Origin of the sequence: Staphylococcus sp. HMSC06C11, from assembly GCF_001808345.1 — a bacterium.
Classification (GTDB): domain Bacteria; phylum Bacillota; class Bacilli; order Staphylococcales; family Staphylococcaceae; genus Staphylococcus; species Staphylococcus capitis.
Genome location: NZ_KV793032.1, coordinates 92,088 through 114,299 on the forward strand (window position 1 = coordinate 92,088; position 22,212 = coordinate 114,299).

Here is a 22,212-nt window from a genome sequence, read left to right on the forward strand (position 1 = left end):
ACTCAGCTCTATGCTTATAGAAATTTTAAATTTTTTTATTTTTTTGAACTTGTTCTTTTAATCTTTGAATGACTTGTTCTCTCATTTTTTCATCTATTGCACTAATACCAAATATTTCTGACAACCATAAACCATCTACAGCTAGCCTAATGATTGTCGCATCCACTTCGTCTAAACCATCACTCTCAATATGATTTTGCCAATCTTGATAAGACTCACGTAAAGGTGATAATAATAGTTTATTAGAACCTTGGGCAGCAAGCATTCCTGATGTAATAGGCGCATTTTCCGTTCTATGTTCACGTGTCGCTTCTATAAATGCATTTAACCATTGTCCAGACTCATCAGAATCAGAATTGACATATTTATTAACTTTTTCTTGGTAAAGATTATTTGCATAATTCACAAGCTCTTGAATGAGTCCCTCTTTACTTTTGAAATGATAAAGTAAACCACCTTTACTAACACCAGCTTTTTTTGCTACAGCATCTAAAGTTAAATAGTCTGCACCTTGCTCATTAATAATACTGGCCGCGGATTCAAGAATGTATTGTTTTTTCGATACTCTAGCCATTACGCCTCATTCCTTTATTTTGAAAATTGTTATAATCAATGTTTTCATACACGTTTAACAATTAATATGACTAAGATAGTATGTTTCATTATAAATACTTTTACTCATAAAAGTCCAACTTTGAAAATTTAATTACCAAAATTCAGAGGTCTGCATGCTTTAGTACGATAAAAATTAATATTTAGAATTTATGAATTTTCAACTCACACTTCGGTGTTTCATCATACTCATTAACATTATGCATATGGCTAGCACTCCACGCACGGTAATTACAAATATTCTAGGACTAATAAGTTTGTTAATGGCAATTGGTACGATTGTATTATTCGGATTCAATACTCCTATTAAATCAATTATCACGATTGCTGCAGTTGCAGTAACTGGATTGATCTTAGCATCTATTATTGGCTCATTAATTAAAAATTCGACTTATTACACTTACATATTCCAATGCCATGGAAATAAAGGTAAAAGTCAATCGTAATATATAAGAAACATCTACCCGTTGTGAGATTTTAACGCAACCAAGGTAGATGTTTTTTAATAGGTAGACTTAATATAATGACTTTATTTATAGACCTAAAAAAGCGCAAACCTGAAATCCACCCATTTCAAATTTGCGCTTGATAATTATTCTTCGGTAAATTGTGATTTAATTTATCTTCTCATTACTTTAGAGAAAAGAATGTATCAAATTTAATATATTGTTGTTCTTTTCATATATTATTTCAAATTATTTCACTTCATCTTAGTTAAATGACATTACCTCTTTTCATGATACTCATCAACATCATGCACATGACTAATATTCCACAAATCACATACATCCAACTTAATCCAACTAAGTCCGATATGGGTCCCATTATACTTCCACCTAGTGAAACTCCTAAATCTGCACAGGCAATAAACAATCCAAGTAACATATTTCGTCCAGATTTAGGCAACACAAAGCTTAAATACGATGTAAGTGTTGGATAAACAAGTGCTTGTGTAACACCAATGAATATAGCGCTTAGGTAAAAGATAACTACATGTACATGAGGTCCTATTGCCACAATCAATGACGCAATGGCGAGTAACAACAGTACACTCACCATATATAATGGGTGCCAGCGTCCATCTGATGGTATATATTTACGTAAATACATCCGCGTTAGTACCACTGCTATGGCTTGAATCGTTAAAAATATTCCTGCATTTGCAAATTCGTATTGTATTGTATACAGTGGCACAAATGTACTTACTGCCCCAAAGACAATAGATACAATCATCATAATTAACCCACTATTAAAAAGTTCTTTATTTTTAAAGAAATGGGCAAATACTGTAAAAGCGTTAAATTGTAATGGTTCAATCTTATCACTTGTGTCGGGCTCTGATTCAACAAAGGTCACTCGGTAACCGAAGAATGTCGTCATCGCTGCAATCCCTATCATCACTATTGCAAAAATAGACATATGTCCATAATTCCATATACCAACAGCAATTAACGGTCCTATTAAATTAGGAATTGTTGAGAATAACGAATATAAGGATACTCCTTCTGAACGATGCTCTTCCGGTAGTGCATCGATAATACCAAGTTGTAAGGACATAGAGAAGAATGCTGTACATACACCTTGCATCACTCTTGCTATAAAGTATCCTTCTATCTCTGTGAAACCGTATAATATTAACGCACACGCATTAATTAATAAGATCATCCGCAATACTTTAATGGGACCTACACGCGCAATAATCTGTCCTGCCCATGGACGGAATACCATTGCTGTTAACATATAAGCCCCCATCACAATACCGATAACTGAATTAGAAGCACCCCAATGATGCCCGCGTAATGGAATAAATACATTTAATATTGCATTTGCACTGAAAAACATTAATGTCAGTATGTATAATCTTAGAAATGGCCAAGCCATGGCTCCTTTCATTGTCTCACTCCTTAGAATATCAATTGTTTATGAATCAATGCTGTCGTATAAGGATGACGACTTAAATGTAAATCGTGCGTCGCTATACATTCTTCGATTTGACCGCCCTTAAAAATGATTAACCGATCACACACATAAGTTGCTGCTTGAATATCATGTGTGATAAAGATATAACTCAAATGACGTGTACGTCTTAATCGTCTCAATAAGTCTAAAATCTGAGTTTGAATAGACATGTCTAATGAACTAATGGCCTCATCAAATAAAATATATTGAGGATTTATACTAATAGCACGTGCAATCGCCACACGTTGAGCTTCTCCACCAGATAACATATGCGGATATTTATCTAAGTATTCTGCTGATAGCCCTACTTCTTCTAATAGTCGAATCACTTCTACTTCTAACTCATCTTTTCGCTTATGGTGACAACGACACATCACTTCAAACATGATTTCTTGTACATTTTGGAAAGGATGCAACGAAGACGTATAATTTTGAAATACTGCACTTATTTGATGTCGTCTTACTTTCTTTCGGAATATAGGCTGCTCATTTAGCGTAACTAGTCCTTTGTCCGGTTTTTCAATACCTAAAATCATCCGACTGAGGGTAGACTTACCGCTTCCACTTTCTCCAATAATACCAATACTCTCACCCACTGAGCATTCAAATGAGATACCTTTAATAATTAATTGGGAATCAGAACGAAATAAAGGTTTCTTACCATATGACTTCTCAACATTGGTTACTTTTAGCATGTATTTCACCTCTCATCACACGTTCAAAATGCTCATTTATTTTCTTTTTAGCGGATATCAAATATTGTGTATATGCATCCTTAGGTTGGTTCAGTATAGCGTCTGTAGCTCCTGATTCAATCACGCGCCCATCTTTCATCACTATGACTCGATCTGCAATATGATGAATCACTGATAAGTCATGTGAAATAAAAATCATTGCACAATTAAAGTGATGTTTAATATCTTGAAATGCTTTGAGCACATCGTATTGCGTAATCGTGTCTAAAGCTGTAGTTGGTTCATCTGCAATAATCAATTTAGGTTTTAACGCTAATGCTAAAATGATCATCAAACGCTGCAACATACCACCTGACAACATATGCGGATATGACGTTAAAATCTTTTCTGGCTCTTTCAGCTTCATAAATGTCATATATTCTACTAGTGTTTGTTTAATCTGCAATTGAGATAACATTGTATGTATACGCATCGTTTCAAACATTTGTTTACCAACTGGAGTGGAAGGGTCAAATGCACGTGTACCCTGTTGCATCACCATCGCAATATCCTTTCCTCGTTTATGACGTAAATCCCTTTTGGATAAGTGCATGAGGTTTTGATTTTCAAAATAAATATCACCTGTCACATGAAGACGTTCAGGGTTTAAACCTGTCAAAGCTTTACATGAAATGGATTTGCCACTACCGCTTTCCCCAATCATCCCTAATGTTTCACCATGAGCTACACTAAAGTGCACATCTTCTACCAATTTAATGTTCGTCCAACTATCTATGATTTGAAGATGTTCAACCGATAAAAGTGTCATGACGACATCACACCTTTCTTTAAAGCACGTTGTTTCTCTTTAGAAGTAATGCGCGGGTCGATTGCAACTTGTAACGCATCCGATAAGAAGTTAAATGCCATTACGATAATAACGATCACGATTCCTGTAGTGATCATCATTTCAGGGTGCGTGAACATCACTTTACGTGCCTCATTTAACATCATTCCCCACTCAGCAGTGGGCGCTTTGACACCTAACCCTAAAAATGAAAACCCCGACATCTGCAATATCATTGAACACATTGAACTACTTGAAATAATAGCGATATCCGCTAGCGTGAGTGGCAAAATATGTTTCCAAATGATCGTCATATGATTCATACCAATTGTTTTAGCAAACTTTACATGATCTGATTCAGTATATTGCATGACGCTTGTGCGAATGACTCGACAGAACCATGCCCACCGCGTAAGTATGAATGCTAAAATAATATTTTCTACACCCATACCACACAATGTAATTAATGCTAATGTCACCACATAACTTGGAAAAGCTAACATGACATCACATAACCGCATGATGATGCCATCTATATAACCTGGGAAATAACCAGAAATAAATCCTAATATTGCTCCTATCGCAACGGAAATAATTAAGGCAATGAAAACATATAATAAACTCGGTCTAATAGCATAAATTATTCGTGTAAGTACATCTCGTCCTAAATGATCAGTCTCTAACCAATGTGACCAACTTATACTTGCGAATTTATTCACCGTATCAATTTGATTAGGTTCATAAAATGTGACGATAGGTGCTAGTAAACCTAATGCCACATATACACAGATAATGGTCATTGCTATTACTGCACCTTTATCTTGCAATAATCTTTTAAGTATCATCATATTGCCTCCCTTAATTTGGGATTTAAGTATGCATTGATAATGTCTGCCAATGTGTTAAATATGATAAATAAAACAGCGACAATTAATACATACGCTTGTATAACTGGGAAGTCATGTTCGACAATCGCTTTAATACTTAATTGTCCAAGACCTGGCCAGGCAAAGACATTTTCAATAACAACAAGACCGCCCATAATCATTGGCACTGACATACAGAAGATGGACACTGCAACTTGTAAAGCATTACGTAAAACATGTGACAATAACGTCAACGTATGCACGCCGCTTGCTCTTAAATACAACACGTAATCTTCGTTCAGTTGCTCAATCATTGCACGTCTCACATTTCTGAAATAAATACCTGCGTAAGTAATAGTGACGACAAGAACAGGTAAAATATAGCTTTCTGGACCTGTTAAACCTGAAGTTGGTAATACATTTAATTTTACAGATATATAAATAATTAACATCGACGCAATCCAATATGATGGTAGTGCTGTTAAGAAAAATGCGATTGAGCGAATAATGCGATCTGTCAGTTTCCCTTTAGTTAGAGCACTTATAACCCCTAGTAAAATAGATGTGATAATAACTGAAATACTTGAAATCAACGTTAATTTGAAAGTATTGAAGAAGGCAGGCCCAATGCGCTCTGAAACTGATTCTCTAGTAATGTAACTCGAACCAAACTTAAACTGTATAGCTTCAATAAGCCAATTCATATATTGAATCAATATGGGTTCATTGAATCCATACTTCTCTCTCGTCTCTGCAATTAACTGAGGTGTAATGTTTGGTGTGCCTTGAGCATGTAAAATCGTAACAGCTGGATCACCTTTAGTCAGGTATGTCATCATGAATGTCATAAAACTCACTACAATCAATAAAGGGAACATGAGTGCAATACGTTTTATTATAAATTTGACCATCGAGATGCTCCTTTACTTATATTGCATTTCGTTAAATGGTAATTCATATTGTGATTGTGTAAACGACACTTTGTCTAAGTCCTTAGGTGCTACCACAGTCATCCTGCCGTAAGATATCGGAATGAAGATACCTTCTTCATCTACTTGTTTTAAAATGTGTTGATATGCTTTAGAACGATCCTTTGAATTCTGTATTTTGAATGCCTCATCGATATCTTTATATAATTTTGATTTATTCTTAATGCCAGAGGTTGCACTTTCATATCCTGTTTTGGTTTTAAGTGCTGCAAGCGTACTTTGTGGATCATATAATAATCCCCAAGTTTGATTGAACATTAAATCATAATCTCCAGATGTACGTCTTTCAGCAACTTTATCTGACGTTTCTCCGTTAATATCTAATTTAACTCCTAATTTTTTAAATTCTGCTTGTAAGTATTCCGCTTGCTCCTTTTGATTAGAGGATCCTTTATCGTAATACATTGATAAGGTTAAAACTTTACCATTCTTTTGACGAAGGTTTTTGTTTTTGAACAATTTCCAACCAGCTTCATCTAATAGCGCTTCTGCTTTTTTAGTATTAAATTGACGTGTTGGCATGTTGAAGTTAATGTCCGTCACATTTTTCGCAAATAACTGAGTTGCCGGTTTTTCTTGACCATCTAGAATGTCTTTAGATATTTTATCTCGATTTACCATATATCCTAGTGCTTCCCTTACTGTCTTATCACTAACGGCGCTATCTTTATTACCTGAGTTCACCACAAGCATTTTCGTATTCATTGGCTGACTTCGTTTTATTTGGTATTGTCCTGTGTCCTTGAGTTGATTCAAACTATCTTTATCTAAGCTGTCAGTTCCTCTATCATCGGTAAACGCAAAGTTAGTTTCACCTTTTTTCATAGATAAGAATGCTGTTTCTCCAGCGGGTTTAACTTTCGCTTCGACTTTATCTAATTTAGCTTTTTCGCCCCAATATTGATTATTTTTATTAAATTCTGCTGACTCATCTTTGTGATGTTGACCCATTTTAAACGGACCTGTACCATCAAATGATTTCACGCCATCTTTTGTTGTGCCGTTTTTAAAGTCTTTAGGAGACACAAATACATATGGACGAGGCATAGCAAGCTCTGCTAAGGCTGGTTGATATGCTTCTTTTAAGTGAAGCTGCACTGTGTATTTATCTTTAACTTTCACATTGTCGATAAGTGTGGAAATTTTTAACCAAGAATGTAACTTTTTATTTTGTTGTACAGCATCGATATTTTTCTTTACTGCCTCAGCATCAAATTTTGTACCATCATGAAAAGTTACATCTTCTCTAAGATGAAAAGTGTATGTTTTACCATCCTCAGAAATATCCCATTTCTTTGCTAATAATGGTTTAATCCCCTCTTTCGTATGACGTACCAGAGGTTCATAAATCATACTTTCTGCTGACATTGAACCACCGTAGACATGAGGATTCATATCTCCGATGTCCTTAACAGTTGTATAAGATAATGTCTTTTGTTCTTTTTTCTTTTCTAATCCCTCACTACCACCGCAACCTGCTAATAACATCCCTGATGCAAGTAAAATCGTACTCATCTTTGTTAATCTATTCATTTTGTTTCCTCTTTCTATGTTGATAATAATTGTTGTGTGTTCTTTAAGTATTAATGTGTCGCATTATGTTCAGTTTTATTTTTTAAAAATTGTTTTACCAAAGCAATGTCCTCATCGTACTGATGTGAGTCAAATTGAGCTGATAGAGATTGTTTAGGGTGTTCTGCACGGTAGCCATCACAATAGCTACGATAACGTGCTAAAAATTGATCAATCATTGGTGTTTTAACGTTAAGCGCCCTCCCTACAGCTTGAATCATAGCTGTTCGATAGCTATCCTCACTTGGCATTCGCGGAATGTGTGTAACGCCTTCTTCATCAATATAAAGACGTTTATATGGTACTGCCGAGAAGTCAAAGTAATGTCCATTCGAATCTGGTTCAGAAAATGGATCGATTAAAATAGCAGTGTAACGAACATAGAGTAAATATTCTTGATGTATCGCTGGTAAGTCTTCAAATTGATTAATTTCTCGTTCACTTAGCGTTTCTGGTCTGACCGGATAATTCTCTTTGACCATAAATTTTAAAAGATTGACGGACGGCACTCTTAATTCGTTTAAAATTTTCATCATCTCTACCCACATTTGACGCATTTCTCGTATCAGTTTCATCGTGATAGGTCCTTCAGGAAATAACTTATAGACGTAAACAGGAACTGTTGTCCCTTTGAAAACTGCTTGTAATGAAAAGTCATTCATAAATAATGCAGGATGAACATAGAGCGAGCTGTTATGTACTTCAGCATGTAACGGTGTATCCATTACAGCGATTTGGATATTCAAATGATGAAATAGTACACATATACGATCTATAAATCTTGAATCGGTATGAGTCGATCCAACATATAACTTTGACTTCACACCTGATGTGAGCACCTGATGTGGTTGAGTAGTATCAACTACTCGTGTGTCTCCTAAATATGTTGAAAAGGACACTACTTCTACATCTAGATTTAACTCTGACAACAGTTGTTCTATTACCATATGAGAACCTAAAGTCGGAGATACTAGAACAATGTGTTGTAGACACTCAACTGTGGCCTTTGCAAGTCGATTTAATATTGAGCGATACGCATCAGCCGTGCACGCCATGATTAGAGTATTGTAAGTACTACTCACTTCCTGTATATCTTTATAAAATTGTCGCACTTTAAATTCACCTGAAAGTTGTTGATGTGCAGCATTTTGAGTGGTGACCTTAAAATAACCGTCACGTTGATACGCATTATAAACACGTTGGGAGCTGGCTGAAGTCTTAACACGACTTACCATATCAATAGTTTGATGCGCCATTTGGCTATATATTTGAGCAAGTTGAATGGCCACAGGTCCACTTCCAACTATTAAAGTATTAGACATGCATCGCACCTCCTTTATTAGAAGCTTTGCGGTACAATGCAATATCAAAGATGTGTTCAGGTCGTGAGAGCCGTTCGACACAACGCCATTTTGTTTCCTCTGTTTGCTGAGATGGATAATTGAATAGCGATTTAATACCATCTCCATAACGCATCGCTACAACCACGTTATCTTTTGTTATAGCGTGTAATTGATTTAGAATATCGTATTTAACAGGGATGGTAGAGCTGAAAATGATGTGCGTAATCGTCTGCATATCGTCTATTTCTTCAACAGTTTGATTGGTGATAACTATATCTTCGTTTGGAGCAAGCACCTGAACAATTCGTTGTCCTAAATCAACTGCTTGTGAATCGATATCAATGCCTATTACAGAAGCACCTGTTTCTTTAGCTACTTGAACAAGCGTCATAGGATAAGCACCTGACCCAATTAGTAATAATTTATCTTCTTTACCAAAATGAAATTGGCCGAATTCTTCATGAATACACTGTTCTACATTGTCAAAGTAACCAGATGTAGAGGATCGTCCATCTAGTAATCTTTTAGCACGTATTTCTTCAACACGTTTTACACACTGTGACGTTATATCTTGAAGCTGGTGAGTTAAACTTGCTTTTGCTTCATTGTTGCTCCAGTCTTCAAATTGATGTTTAGCAATGGGATTTAAAATAAATTGACTATAATGGTCAACTAGCGTTTCCAATGCCTGGATATAATGCTCATCTTCTAATACTTGGTAATATAGTGTTTCAAATTGCCTTAGATATTCTTGTAACTGTTTGTTTATACCGTGTTTTGGGTTCATAATTGTGTCTTTGTCTCCTGTTCTATATATGCTAGTCCTGTTGCGACAGTTGAAACTTGACCTTTGATTGATGTGATGTATCCCTTTTTATTACTGTATGTCGAAGAAACCACTATACTTCCCCCTGGTTGCTTCACTTTGAAATCTTTACATGGTTGATTCGTTTGATATTGTTGGAAAACACCAATTGAAGCAGCACCTGAGCCACAGCTATTTTCCCAAATTAAGCTTTACACTTCAGGTATATAAATAAGTGGCATTAAAAAGTGTTGTCGTGAATCAAATAGCATGATTCCAATAGTTTTAAATGTAGTATGCCATTGTTGTTCTCTGACAAATTGTTCGACTTGGTATTTGAAGTTCATTGTAGTCTCTTGCGTTTGAATAACATAGTGTATGTAAGTTTCATAAATTAATTCGAGCGCATCGTATGGTTGACCAGCGATAATTAATTGTCTTGGTACAATACTTTGCACTTGAGGCATCCCGACCTCATAATATTGCTGGTTATGAACGGTACATGACACGGTTTGAGAACAACCTGATATTTTTAATTGAAACTGCTCACTTTCAAGCAATTGATGTTCTTGTAAATAATGTATGTATGACATCGTTGCATTCCCACAAAATTCATTCCCACTCATTACTAAATGAAATTGATCCCCATTGGTATAATCACAAGATTCAATAAAACCAACTTGTTCACAACACACATGTGTCGTCTCCATTAATTGATTAGCGATTGATGCATATTCTTCAGGATGATGTTTAGAGTGAACAAGTATAGTCATATTTCCTGATGGATTATACTTAGAAAATTCAACTATCTGTCGATGCATATGATGCTCCTTTATGTTGTAAATTCTCTATTAAGGTTATTGATAAAAAAATAATTGTATGTAGAGTTATCAATAACCTTAAATTAGTTGTACAAAATAAATCGTAATAGTTACGATTTGAAGATTATAGTATACGAGTCGGATAATATTGTCAATATAATTGATAATAAATTTCATTTAGATGAGTTCGGTGGAAAGGACAATTTGTGCATTGTGAAGAGCGATTGAAGATAAAAAAAGCTAGCAAATTGGCTAAAAACAAGCCAATGCTAGCTTGAAAGGGGTATATAATTAAACTTCCCGATGTGTTACATCAGACAAACCGAAGTCTTACCCATAAATTTTAAGAAGATCTTATAAAGAGGATTTAAAGCAATTTCTTCTCACTTACACTTATGATAAGTTGTTTTAATGATGACTTTCATGCTCGCTACTTTTAAGAAATATATCTTCAAGTGAAAGTTCTTCTAAATCTACTTTGAATATATCTATGTCTAGAGAAACATATAGTTTAACAATAGATGGAATAGTGTTTTTTCTTTAGTTTTTAACGTTATTTCATTTTATCAAGTGCAATGTTCATTTTAAGTACATTCACGTAATCTTCAGTCATGGGTGAGGATTGTTTATATTGTTGAATCATGCGTTGAATTGTTGCTTCCTCGATACCACGTTCATTCGCAATCCTTTTCGCTTGAGCATTGGCATTTGAAACGGTGATATCTGGATCTAATCCTGACCCTGAAGCAGTCACAGCATCTGCAGTAAGATGATGTCCTTCTTTATGAATCGAATCTTCAACACGCTGTTTAAATTGAGGATTAGAATTTGCTAGATTTGAACCACCTGATGAAGGTCCACCGTTCGCTTTCAAAAGTTTCTTGTCCATATTATAATTCACGGCACTTATTCGACCATGGAAGTATTTAGAATCGTTCCATTGTTGACCAATTAATTCTGAACCAATTACTTTACCATCTTGTTTAATTAAACTTCCATTAGCTTGATAGGGAAATGCGACTTGACCTATTGCAGTCACTGTTAGCGGAAATATAAACCCACAAAGGACAAATAGTACTACTACAAGTCCAACACTTTTTCGTATCGTTGCCATTCTACATCTCCTCCTTTAGACAACGTATTGAATAATTACATCGATGAATTTAATACCTATAAATGGCACAATCATACCGCCTAATCCATAGACCAACATATTTTTCATTAATATCGTTTGCATTGAAACGCCTTTAAATTGCACGCCTTTCATCGCAATTGGTATGAGTAACACAATAATTAATGCATTGAAAATGAGTGCCGATAACACTGCTGATTCAGGTGAATGTAAATGCATAATATTTAAGCGATTCATTGCTGGCATTGCAGACATAAACATAGCTGGTAGAATTGCGAAATATTTCGCGATGTCATTCGCAATACTAAACGTTGTTAAAGATCCGCGTGTCATCAATAATTGCTTACCAATTAATACGACTTCCATTAACTTTGTAGGATTAGAATCTAAATCAATTAAATTTGCCGCTTCTTTCGCACTTGTTGTACCAGAGTTCATAGCTAAACCAACATTAGCTTCTGCTAGAGCAGGTGCATCATTTGTACCATCACCTGTCATCGCCACAATATGACCTTTAGCTTGTTCTTCTCTAATAACATTAATTTTATCTTCTGGTTTACATTCTGCGATAAAACGATCTACACCCGCTTCTTTCGCAATCGTTGCTGCAGTAAGTGCATTATCACCTGTACACATGACGGTTTCGATACCCATCTCGCGTAATTCTTGAAATCGTTCAACAAGACCGTCTTTAATTACGTCTTTTAAGTAGATGACACCTAAAATTTCATTATTTTCAATAACAATGAGTGGCGTGCCGCCTTTTTTAGAGACTTCAGTGACGCGTTCATCTAAATCATTAGGAATAGATCCACCCGCTTCTTTAACACGCTTAATCATGCTATTAGGTGCACCTTTATACACTTCATGATCTTCAAACTTCGCACCACTCATACGAGTCTCCGCAGTAAATGGGAAATATTCGCCTCTTTCTTGAGGTAATGTGATGCCTTGGCTTTGTGCAAGTTTAACAATACTACTTCCTTCAGGTGTATCATCTTCTACGGAACTTTCATATGCTGCTCGCACTAATCTTTCATAACTCGTTGATGCCACAGGAATAAATGCATCTGCCATACGATTACCATAAGTAATCGTTCCAGTTTTATCTAGAATCAACACATTTACATCACCACATGTCTCTACGGAACGGCCACTTTTCGCTAAAATATTAAACTGAGTCACACGATCTATTCCAGCGATACCAATAGCAGATAACAACCCTCCAATTGTTGTTGGAATTAAGCAGACTGTTAAGGCAATCAACATCACAATTGATAAATTGAAATGAAGAAATTGTGCTAAGGGGTACATCGTCATAATTACGACGAGAAAGATAATAGTTAGCGTCATTAAGAGCGTGAACAATGCAATTTCATTCGGTGTTTTCTTTCTTGTCGCCCCTTCAACTAAATGAATCATTTTATCTAAGAATGATTGACCTGGTTCCGAAGTGATTTCTATTTCTAACCAGTCAGAAGTGACAGAGGTGCCTCCAATAACATTATTGAAATCTCCGCCACTCTCTTTAATCACTGGCGCTGATTCACCGGTAATCGCAGATTCGTCGACAGTTGCTAAACCTTTAATAACTTGGCCATCATTAGGTATTTGTTCTCCAGTTTCTACACGAACGATGTCTCCTTTTTTCAAATTGCTAGCATTTATCACTTCGTAGCTGCCGTCTTCTTTAATTAATCGCGCCGTCATTTCTATTTGTGTCTGGCGTAAGGCATTCGCTTGCGCTTTCCCTCGCCCTTCTGCTAGCGCTTCTGAAAAGTTAGCAAAAATAAGTGTCAGCAATAAGATGATGAAGATACTTAACACATACATAAGCGATACATGTTCTTGTATAAATAAATGAGGTACAAAAATTAATAAAAATGATAGTAGCATGCCCACTTCTACAACAATCATGATAGGGTTCTTCACCATATATTTAGGGTTTAATTTAACAACACTTTCCTTCAGTGCTTGTCTAACCAAACTTGATTCAAATATTTTTGATGTTTTCATCATTTTCTATCATCTCCTTTCATCACGAATGCAACAGTAGTTGTTCTCCTATTGGTCCAAGCATTAAATCTGGTAGGAAGGTCAAACCACTGAGTAAAATGATGAAGATAATCAACACGGTGCTAAAGAACAGGTTATTAATCGGTACATCTTGTGAGTCATCGGTATGTTGATATGTTTTCTTGTTGACCAAGCTAGACACAATCAACAGTTGTAAGACGATGGGGATATAACGTGCGACGAGCATCACAATTGCTGTCGAAATATTCCAAAATACAGTGTTGTCTTTTAAACCTTCAAAACCTGAACCATTATTAGCAGATGAAGATGTAAATTCATAAATGACTTGAGAAACGCCATGGAATTGTGGGTTTGTTATCGCATCTTTCGCGCCAGGAATGATAAATGCCAATGCTGAAAATATTAATATCAATAATGGATGGACTAAAAATGTGAGTGCTATCCATTTCATCTCTTTGGATTCGATTTTCATACCTAAATAACTAGGCGTCTTTCCAATCATTAAACTGCAAATAAAGACAGTTAACATGACATAGATCAACATATTCATCAGACCGACACCTTCACCACCAAAAACGGCATTTAACATCATAAGAATCATTGGAGCCATGCCACCCATAGGTGTGAGACTGTCATGCATGTTGTTAACAGTACCAGTCGTAAAAGCTGTCGTAATAGTTGTAAATAAAGCTGATTGAGCAATACCGAAACGTGTTTCTTTGCCCTCCATATTGCCTCCATCGATTCCTAAGTGGTGTAAAATCGGACTTCCTGCAGTTTCATAATGTAGACAAATAAGTAAAAGCAAGACAAACATCGTAAACATTGCAATAAAGACCATTACCGCATGGGGATGGATGTGCTGTTTAGCGTTCAGCATTCTGCCAAATAAAAAAACAAGCGATCCAGGAATTAACATCATACTTAATGCCTCTGCGAAATTAGACCAATAGGTTGGGTTCTCAAATGGCGTGGATGAGTTGGCACCTAGGAACCCTCCACCATTCGTTCCAAGATGTTTAATTGACTCTAATGAAGCCATAGGTCCATATGCAATGGTTTGTTTCACACCTGACATGGTTTCAACAACTAGATTGCCATGTAACGTTTGAGGTGTACCTTGACTAATAAGAAATATGCTTAACACGAATGCGAATGGAATTAAGACACGTATGATAAATCGCACGACGTCTTGATAGAAGTTACCTATGACGTCTGTCATACCCGTTAGTCTACGCAACATTGCGATGCATACTGAGTAACCTGAAGCGGCTGAAGTGAACATCAGACACGTAATGACACCCATTTGCGTGAAATACGTTAATCCCGTTTCGCCCGCATAATGTTGTAAATTTGTATTCGTTAAAAACGAGGCTGCCGTATTAAATGCGAGAGACACTGATTGACTTAAATTGTGATTGGGATTTAACCATAGCCATTGTTGTGTCAGTAGTAAGATAAATGCTAATGCGCCAGTTAAACTGTTAAAACATAAAAAGTGCTTTAAATATGTTTTACCTGACATGTGCTCTAGTGACGTACCAATCAATTTGTAGAGTCCCTTTTCTATAGGTGAAAATAAGACATCCATCTTAGACGGTACAATTAAAGCCACTGTATATAAGTATCGACTCATTATGTATGAGAGCACGATAAATGTGATTAAAAATAGAATCATACTCATGATATTTCCTTCTTTCGCTACTAGAATTTTTCACTCCAAAGTAATGCATAAAATAGAAATAAAATTATTCCGATGATCATGAAGGCTAAAAATGTAATCATTGTGCTTCCTCCTCACTTTCATGGACATCTTAGCAAGAGCACTGTAATTAAAGTATTAATATTTGAACAAAGTTATAAAGGAAATATAAAGATAAGAAATTAAATAAAAATAAAAATGGATAAATAGATTAATCTTAATTAATATGTAATTAAGAGGTGGTGGCATATGGAAAGTTCACATAGACACAGAGGTAAACTCACCATTTATTTAGGTTATAGCCCTGGTGTTGGAAAGACATATGAAATGCTATCGAACGGTATCGACCTTTATAAAGAAGGTGTCGATATTAAAATTGGCTATATAGAGCCACATCAACGTCCTGAGACAAGTGCGCTTGCTAAACAACTACCAGAAATTAAGACCTCTAGCCGAAAATTTGGGAGTCATCTCTTTCACTTTATCGATGTGAATCAAATTGTTGAGGCGCATCCAGATGTTGTGCTTATCGACGAGTTGGCCCATACGAATATCTCAAAAACACGACATTTAAAGCGTTACATGGATATTGAAGAAATTCTTTCTCATGGCATTGATGTTTGGACGACACTTAATATTCAACATATTGAAAGTTTGAGTGGACAAATAGCACTGATGACAGGTATCCAAGTATCAGAACGTGTTCCAGATCAATTTATAATGTCTGCTGATGCTTATGAAGTCGTTGATATTTCGCCAAATATGTTGATTCAACGCCTTAAGGCTGGAAAGGTATACAAAAGGGAACGCTTGGATACTGCTTTTTCCAATTTTTTCACATATGAGAACCTGACAGAGTTACGTGAACTTACGCTAAGAACTGTTGCGGATATTATGAGTCAAAAAGAGCAACAGTATAAAACGAAGCATACTGATGTTACGCCTCATATTGCAGTAGCTGTAAGTGGAAGTATTTATAATGAACGTGTGATTCGTGAAGCAAGACGCGCAGCTTATAAAGAGCATGCAAAGTTTACTGCTATTTATATCGACACCTTTGAAACACGTTCTGAAAGTCGTGCGCAAGATCATTATGTTCATAAAAATCTGATGCTTGCCAAATCACTAGGTGCTGAGATTAAGGTGTTATATGCACAAGATATTGCGAAGACATTGATTGATTCGTGCGATAAATCATTTGTGACTAAATTGGTGCTCGGTCAGTCTGAACAACCACCTTGGAAAGAGTACTTTAAGAAGTCATTAATTGAACAGATTAATCATACTACGCATCACTTTAAATTAGAGATTGTCCCGATACATCAGATTTATTCGGATAAGCAAAATCGTGATCGGAGTAGCCGTAAAAAAGATAAAAAACCATACCAACTCACGTTATCAATCGATATCGTTAAAATGTTAACCATCCAAATTGTATGCGTACTATTAGGAATGTGGATTTATAAGATGGATAAGAATGAGTCTAGTGCTATTATTCTTTTAATGTTTTTTATTGGCATTATCGTACTTTCCATTTGGACACAGTCATATTTAATTGGTTTCTTCGCATCGATATTAAATGTCTTCGTCTTTAACTATTTCTTTACTGTGCCGAGGTTTACGCTAGAAATGTATCGCTTTGAATATCCCATCACTTTTGTGACGAGCATATTTGCTAGCATTTTCACGAGTGGCATATTGAAAAATTTAAAATATCAACACTCCCTCACCGAACGTCAGTTATATCGTACAGATATTATGTTGCAATTTAATCAGTCGATTAAGGAATCATATGCGACTATGAAGTTGTTGAGTGTGGCTGGTGATCAAATTCACCAATTATTAAAGCAGGATGTTACTGTATTTCAAATCGAAGCTAAGAAAGTGATGCAGTCCGCGTCGTTTGGAGTTAGCTCGAGTGCGCATAACCATGGGACTGAGGATGCTGAAACGTTAAGTTGGGTAATAGAGAATGAAAGACGTGCGGGTAGACTAACCAACACCTTCCCAGGTAGTAAATTTCTATGTATTCCAATTGGTACAAGACCAGTTAAGGGTATTATTTCGATTCAGTTTAGAGATGAGGATTACATCGATACATACGACAATTCTATCTTAGATTCAATGTTAAACGATTTGACCCTTGCCGTTGAAAATGTCGCCCTACTCAAGCAAACGAGACAGTCGATGGTAATAGCTGAAAGAGAAGCTACAAGATCAAATTTCTTACAATCTATTTCACATGATATTAGAACGCCATTAACATCTATTATCGGTAATTTAGATGTAGTGAAATATCATAATGATGGCTTGGATAAAAATGAACGCGCGCAACTGTTAACCGCTTCATACGAAGAGGCACAATATTTATATACGTTAGTCACAAATATACTTTCTCTAACGAAATTAGAGCGTTCAGATATTCAAATTAAGCGCACCTCATACCTTGTAGAGGAGCTACTCGAAGAATTTGAAGATGGACTCGTGCGTCGTCATCAAAATCATAAAGTCACTATTGAAGATAATGGAACATTCGCACTGGTATATATCGACAGCAAATTAATGCTACAAGTTTTATTTAATTTGGTAGAAAATGCATTAAAGCACTCTGAATCGCATTCTGTTATCACCTTACGCGTGCATGAACAAGACTCAAAGATATTATTTGAAATCATTGATAATGGTAAAGGTATACCTAAAGAAGAGCGAGATTTAATTTTCAATCCATATTATTCGGGGGATTACTTTAAAGATAATAAAAAGGATAGCCTAGGACTCGGTTTGTATTTAGTCCAACTTATATTAAAACAGCATCACAGTAAATTAGAATATCAATCCAATGAACCAAGTGGCAGTATATTTTATTTTTATTTAGATAAAGAACAAATAAAAATGGAAGGGTGAGATGATGAAATCTACACTTTTAGTTGTTGAAGATGATGAAGCAATTTTACATTTAATCGATGTAGCATTAACTATGAGTTACTATAAAGTTATTAAAGCGAAAACAGGTAGAGAAGCGGACTTCCGCATTAGAACAGAACATCCAGATATTATATTACTTGATCTAGGTTTGCCAGATATTGATGGGCTTTCTTTAATTAAACGATTAAGAGAATGTGTGGACACCCCTATTATCGTTATCAGTGCGCGAACAGAAGAGGAAACTATTGTAAAAGCGTTAGACTACGGGGCGAATGATTATATGACTAAACCCTTTAATATTGATGAATTACAAGCACGTATCAGGGTTGCACTTCGCGTTTCGAAACGGCCTGACACGATGCAAAATAACTTTGAGAACGGCCCGTTAATCATTGATTTCAGCGGTAATTCTGTTTATATGATGGGACAGGCTATTCACCTAACACCTTATGAATTCCAATTATTAGAAATTTTAAGTCAGCACGTTGGTAAGGTATTAACATATCAGGTTTTATTAAAAGCACTATTTGGATACGTCAATAAGTGTGACATGTCATCATTACGAGTACATATGGCCTCACTGCGGAAGAAGCTTAATAACAGTGATACAACGTATGAAAGTAGTATGAAAAAACTCATTATCACCCATCCAAGAATTGGTTATCAAATGCAACATTTGGAGTGATATTAAAGCTTTGTATATATTAATAATAATGTAAACGCCACATTCTTTGTTGAAGAGGATTGTGGCGTTTTATATATAGCTTTTATATTTATGAAGTTTTAATTAAGTAGTAGTATGAATAACCTTCTAACATCTTTTTAACTTTTAATCATATAACATGATTGCTTTGCCTAGACGTCCTCGTGTGTTATAGGTACGGTCAACAAATGCACTACCTTCCTCTATAGAGTAGCTTCTATCGATTGGAACAATAAACTCATTTTCATTATAATCTGAAATACCTTTTTCTAAGTCTCCCCAAGTTCCGATACAATTACCTATTAATGATAGATTATTGAGCATAACTTTTAACATAATATTTTTCAGATGGTTAGGTGTTTTTTCATCTTCATTTTCAGAAAAGGCGGGATGTTGGTTTTTATAACCGCATGTAATATAGCGTCCGCCTACTTTCATTTGATTCACTGCTTTTTCTAAATGCAAATCAAAATAAGGATCAAATACGACGTCAAATTCACCTAAGTCTTCTTCCCACTTCTGCATGTTCCTATCTACTTTATGTAATTTAGCTGGCCGAATGAGTGCTTGTTCTTCAGGCGTCCATTCCGATGTAGTTAATATTGTCGTATCGATTCCTTTACTGATTAAGTTATTAATAATAAACATAGACGTATTAGAGCGACCGCTCAGTACTAGTGCACGTTCATTCTGCTTAAGATTTACACGCCTTACCATGCTTGTTGAAGTTTGGCTACCTATTGAGAAGCCTGCTGCAACTGCGTTATTCATATGTTCTGGTATTTTGATAAGCTTTGATTTATGCAATCTGAGCCATCCTTTTGAAGCTTCGTTTGTGACTGCTCCAGGTGCCACCCCTGGAAAAGGAGGGTCGGGATACGCACAGTTGGGTATCACACGTTGTCCAATTTCAAATTCATCAACTGAATATCCTTTAGCTACAATTCTCCCTACAAAGTCAGAACCAAAATAATCGAATGGTGGAGCTTGAGAATTTACATCTTCTTGCATTTTTAAAGCGGCTTTTAGAATAATGGCTTTATCTCTATAATTGCAAGAAAACGCATCAACTTTTACTAACACGAAATGTTCGTTCTCTGATGCATCTTCGTTAAAACTTGGTCGTTCTAATTCAATCAAACCACAATGAATGGGTGTTCCTGCAATACTTACATCAGGTAACATCGTTACATCTTCTTCTAATACTAAATTTGTATTAATTAAAGCTAAAACTTTCATAAGCTGAGTCACTCCTATCAGTATAAGTCACACACTTTTAAAACTTTTGGATAGAGCATTTTCATAATGTAGCGCACACACCATAAATCTCTGTTCACTTCACTTTATTTTTAGACAAATCATTAATATCTATCTGATTCGCAATGAATCTTTGCTTTAGTAATAATTTGAAGGAAGCACCTGTAATAAAGTAGTCTTGAATGGCGTCGGCTATAGCACTACAACGATGTTCACCAAAGCTCTGTTGAATACCATTAGTTTGAATAGGCTCTTCAGCTGTAAAGAGGTTGTATGTTAATTGACTCGCTAGTTGAGAGGCTTTTTTAATCTTTATAGGAGCCTTTTTAACATGTTCAATTAATACTTTTTCAACTTTGTCTTTATCTTCACTACTGTAAAACACGAGTGCGTCATTTCTTGGATAACTATCAGAGGAGGATAAAATTTTAGCAGAAAAACTCACGTTCTTTTCAACTAACTCATTTACACATTTACTCCATAACTCTATAGCATATTGAGGCGTGTCTGCATAAATATAATGACGTGTAACCTTATTAATATGTAAACCATTATTTGTATGTACGAACATGAAAAATCCAGGCGTCAAATTAGGTCTAGAACAAGGCACAACAATACTATTATCTTCATTTACTTCTTCTTTGATTCGAATCCCTTGAATAACATGGTAGATTTGACCGTTAAAGTTTTGTGTACTCGTCTCTACTCGAATCCCAGGATCTTTAATGCTACTGGCAATTTGTTCGTTTAAATCATTAAATGTTTTTGATGATTGTTTGACTTGATTGTTCAAATTTCCAGTATGTAACATCGAATATAACCACTGTTTTAACTTACTTTTTTGATTTTCAAGGACGTCATCATATGTTTCATTATCTATTTTAACTTTGTTTAAATCCGTTTCTAATTCTATTTTTTGTGCTAAATCTTCTAACGTATTCACTTTTTCTGTCATAGTACGTCCTCCAATTTATTCAAATAGTTCTATTAGATTTTTTGGAAACACTATTACTTCTCTACCTATCCCAAGAATCGCTCTATCTATGGCAGTTAAACGAAATGAAAATTTAGCTCTGCTCATGATTCTTTCCACGAGAAACCATCCAATATTTCGAGCAAGATGTATGTTATTAATCATTTTCTTAGATACATATGTTTGATAAGCTAATTGAATTAAAGGTCTCATTTGTTCAATGTAATTAAGACCTCGTTCCATAAACTGATCTTCTATCTCCTTAGCATCTGAAGTTTCTTGAGTCGTTTCGGTAAAAGTTTTTAATAAGCAATCAAAATAAATAGAACCAATTAGTCCCGCTAAATCTCTACTTGGATCCCCTTTACGTAATTCTTCAAAATCTATAATCCAAATATCATCATCTGTAAATATAAACTGATCCAAACGAATATCACCATGACAAATACAGACGTCATTATCATGAGATTGCTGCATTATCGTTTCTACGAGTTCTGAGTCTTGTTGCAATAAACTAAACAACTCTAGTTCTGCGCCCGTACAGCCGGCATATTCATATTTATTTAATGCATATAACAACGATTCACGCTGCGGTAACTGGTCTTCTGAATCTATATCCACATCATTGATATCAGATAAATGTAATGTCACTAACATATCTGCAGCTTTTGCGATTTTGTGTTTAAAATTTGGGGATGGTTGTTCTAATTCTTCTTCTAACGATGTAGCATGTTCAATCCATTGATATTTAAGCGATAAACTGTCTTCATCATGGTCAATCAACTTTGGAGACTTCAATCGAATAGTATCTGTGCGTATGTCTTCCCATTTCAAGCAATTATTGTATCTTCTGAGCGCGTCAACTTTAGGTCCTTTAATTACTTTATGTAAATATTGAGTTGTTCCATCTTCTTCAAGACTGATGATATTACGACCTTCTTTAACTTTTTGCATTAAATGTTCTAAGCTCCTTTCATGTAAATTACATTTTTTAT

Annotated in this window: 18 protein-coding genes and 1 pseudogene; 3 read left to right on the top strand and 16 right to left on the bottom strand. The window is 35.4% G+C overall.

The annotated features are described in order from the left end of the window. Positions 1-25: 25 nt before the first annotated feature. Complete coding sequence (locus tag HMPREF3154_RS02205; protein ID WP_002454293.1) at positions 26-574, bottom strand: TetR/AcrR family transcriptional regulator; 549 nt, start codon at positions 572-574, stop codon at positions 26-28. A 244-nt stretch (positions 575-818) separates the two neighbouring features. On the opposite strand from HMPREF3154_RS02205, the gene HMPREF3154_RS02210 reads away from it, so the two are divergent. Further along, positions 819-1,058, top strand: a complete 240-nt coding sequence (locus HMPREF3154_RS02210; protein ID WP_227959558.1) for a hypothetical protein — start codon at positions 819-821, stop codon at positions 1,056-1,058. A gap of 268 nt (positions 1,059-1,326) precedes the next feature. Here the strand turns inward: HMPREF3154_RS02210 and HMPREF3154_RS02215 are convergent, their stop codons facing one another. The 12 genes and pseudogenes from HMPREF3154_RS02215 to kdpA all read right to left on the bottom strand — a co-directional run bounded on the left by HMPREF3154_RS02215 (position 1,327) and on the right by kdpA (position 15,341). Further along, positions 1,327-2,505 carry a staphylopine family metallophore export MFS transporter CntE gene (locus HMPREF3154_RS02215; RefSeq protein WP_070474281.1) on the bottom strand — a complete coding sequence of 393 codons (1,179 nt, stop codon included), beginning with the start codon at positions 2,503-2,505 and terminating at the stop codon, positions 1,327-1,329. A gap of 11 nt (positions 2,506-2,516) precedes the next feature. Then, positions 2,517-3,266 carry an ABC transporter ATP-binding protein gene (locus HMPREF3154_RS02220; RefSeq protein WP_030061420.1) on the bottom strand — a complete coding sequence of 250 codons (750 nt, stop codon included), beginning with the start codon at positions 3,264-3,266 and terminating at the stop codon, positions 2,517-2,519. Beyond that, positions 3,244-4,074, bottom strand: a complete 831-nt coding sequence (locus tag HMPREF3154_RS02225; RefSeq protein ID WP_030061418.1) for a staphylopine uptake ABC transporter ATP-binding protein CntD — start codon at positions 4,072-4,074, stop codon at positions 3,244-3,246. Before HMPREF3154_RS02225 ends, HMPREF3154_RS02220 begins: the two co-directional genes overlap by 23 nt. Then, positions 4,071-4,940 (bottom strand): staphylopine uptake ABC transporter permease subunit CntC, encoded by an 870-nt coding sequence (gene opp1C, locus HMPREF3154_RS02230; RefSeq protein ID WP_070474284.1) that lies wholly within the window; start codon positions 4,938-4,940, stop codon positions 4,071-4,073. The genes HMPREF3154_RS02225 and opp1C overlap by 4 nt, the downstream gene beginning before the upstream one ends. Beyond that, positions 4,937-5,869 (bottom strand): nickel/cobalt ABC transporter permease, encoded by a 933-nt coding sequence (opp1B, locus tag HMPREF3154_RS02235; RefSeq protein WP_049326492.1) that lies wholly within the window; start codon positions 5,867-5,869, stop codon positions 4,937-4,939. Before opp1B ends, opp1C begins: the two co-directional genes overlap by 4 nt. Before the next feature lie 12 nt (positions 5,870-5,881). Then, positions 5,882-7,480 (bottom strand): staphylopine-dependent metal ABC transporter substrate-binding lipoprotein, encoded by a 1,599-nt coding sequence (gene nikA, locus HMPREF3154_RS02240; protein WP_030061411.1) that lies wholly within the window; start codon positions 7,478-7,480, stop codon positions 5,882-5,884. Positions 7,481-7,530: 50 nt separating this feature from the next. Further along, positions 7,531-8,841 (bottom strand): staphylopine biosynthesis dehydrogenase, encoded by a 1,311-nt coding sequence (gene cntM, locus HMPREF3154_RS02245; RefSeq protein ID WP_030061409.1) that lies wholly within the window; start codon positions 8,839-8,841, stop codon positions 7,531-7,533. Continuing rightward, positions 8,834-9,649, bottom strand: coding sequence for a staphylopine biosynthesis enzyme CntL (gene cntL, locus HMPREF3154_RS02250; RefSeq protein ID WP_030061407.1), 816 nt, complete (start codon positions 9,647-9,649; stop codon positions 8,834-8,836). The genes cntM and cntL overlap by 8 nt, the downstream gene beginning before the upstream one ends. Continuing rightward, positions 9,646-10,488 (bottom strand): annotated as a pseudogene (cntK, locus tag HMPREF3154_RS02255) (histidine racemase CntK). Before cntK ends, cntL begins: the two are co-directional and overlap by 4 nt. A 553-nt stretch (positions 10,489-11,041) precedes the next feature. Further along, positions 11,042-11,602 (bottom strand): potassium-transporting ATPase subunit KdpC, encoded by a 561-nt coding sequence (gene kdpC, locus HMPREF3154_RS02260; RefSeq protein WP_030061405.1) that lies wholly within the window; start codon positions 11,600-11,602, stop codon positions 11,042-11,044. Positions 11,603-11,617: 15 nt separating this feature from the next. Further along, entirely contained in the window at positions 11,618-13,639 is a 2,022-nt protein-coding gene (locus HMPREF3154_RS02265; RefSeq protein ID WP_070474286.1) for a K(+)-transporting ATPase subunit B, read from the bottom strand. 19 nt (positions 13,640-13,658) lie between these two features. Beyond that, positions 13,659-15,341: a potassium-transporting ATPase subunit KdpA gene (gene kdpA / locus HMPREF3154_RS02270; protein ID WP_070474289.1), complete on the bottom strand. Its 1,683-nt coding sequence runs from the start codon at positions 15,339-15,341 to the stop codon at positions 13,659-13,661. A 267-nt stretch (positions 15,342-15,608) separates the two neighbouring features. On the opposite strand from kdpA, the gene HMPREF3154_RS02280 reads away from it, so the two are divergent. Together HMPREF3154_RS02280 and HMPREF3154_RS02285 are read left to right on the top strand one after the other, a co-directional pair. Further along, positions 15,609-18,263, top strand: a complete 2,655-nt coding sequence (locus tag HMPREF3154_RS02280; RefSeq protein WP_070474292.1) for a sensor histidine kinase — start codon at positions 15,609-15,611, stop codon at positions 18,261-18,263. A gap of 4 nt (positions 18,264-18,267) precedes the next feature. After that, positions 18,268-18,969 (top strand): response regulator transcription factor, encoded by a 702-nt coding sequence (locus tag HMPREF3154_RS02285; protein ID WP_049427166.1) that lies wholly within the window; start codon positions 18,268-18,270, stop codon positions 18,967-18,969. 144 nt (positions 18,970-19,113) lie between these two features. On the opposite strand, the gene HMPREF3154_RS02290 is transcribed toward HMPREF3154_RS02285, so the two are convergent. The 3 genes from HMPREF3154_RS02290 to HMPREF3154_RS02300 form a co-directional block, all read right to left on the bottom strand. Further along, complete coding sequence (locus HMPREF3154_RS02290; RefSeq protein ID WP_030061395.1) at positions 19,114-20,226, bottom strand: quinone oxidoreductase family protein; 1,113 nt, start codon at positions 20,224-20,226, stop codon at positions 19,114-19,116. Between the two features lie 94 nt (positions 20,227-20,320). Continuing rightward, a complete protein-coding gene (locus HMPREF3154_RS02295) occupies positions 20,321-21,199 on the bottom strand; it encodes a T3SS effector HopA1 family protein (protein ID WP_030061393.1) in 879 nt (292 codons plus the stop codon). Between the two features lie 15 nt (positions 21,200-21,214). Then, complete coding sequence (locus HMPREF3154_RS02300) at positions 21,215-22,171, bottom strand: phosphotransferase (protein ID WP_030061391.1); 957 nt, start codon at positions 22,169-22,171, stop codon at positions 21,215-21,217. Between the last annotated feature and the right edge of the window lie 41 nt (positions 22,172-22,212).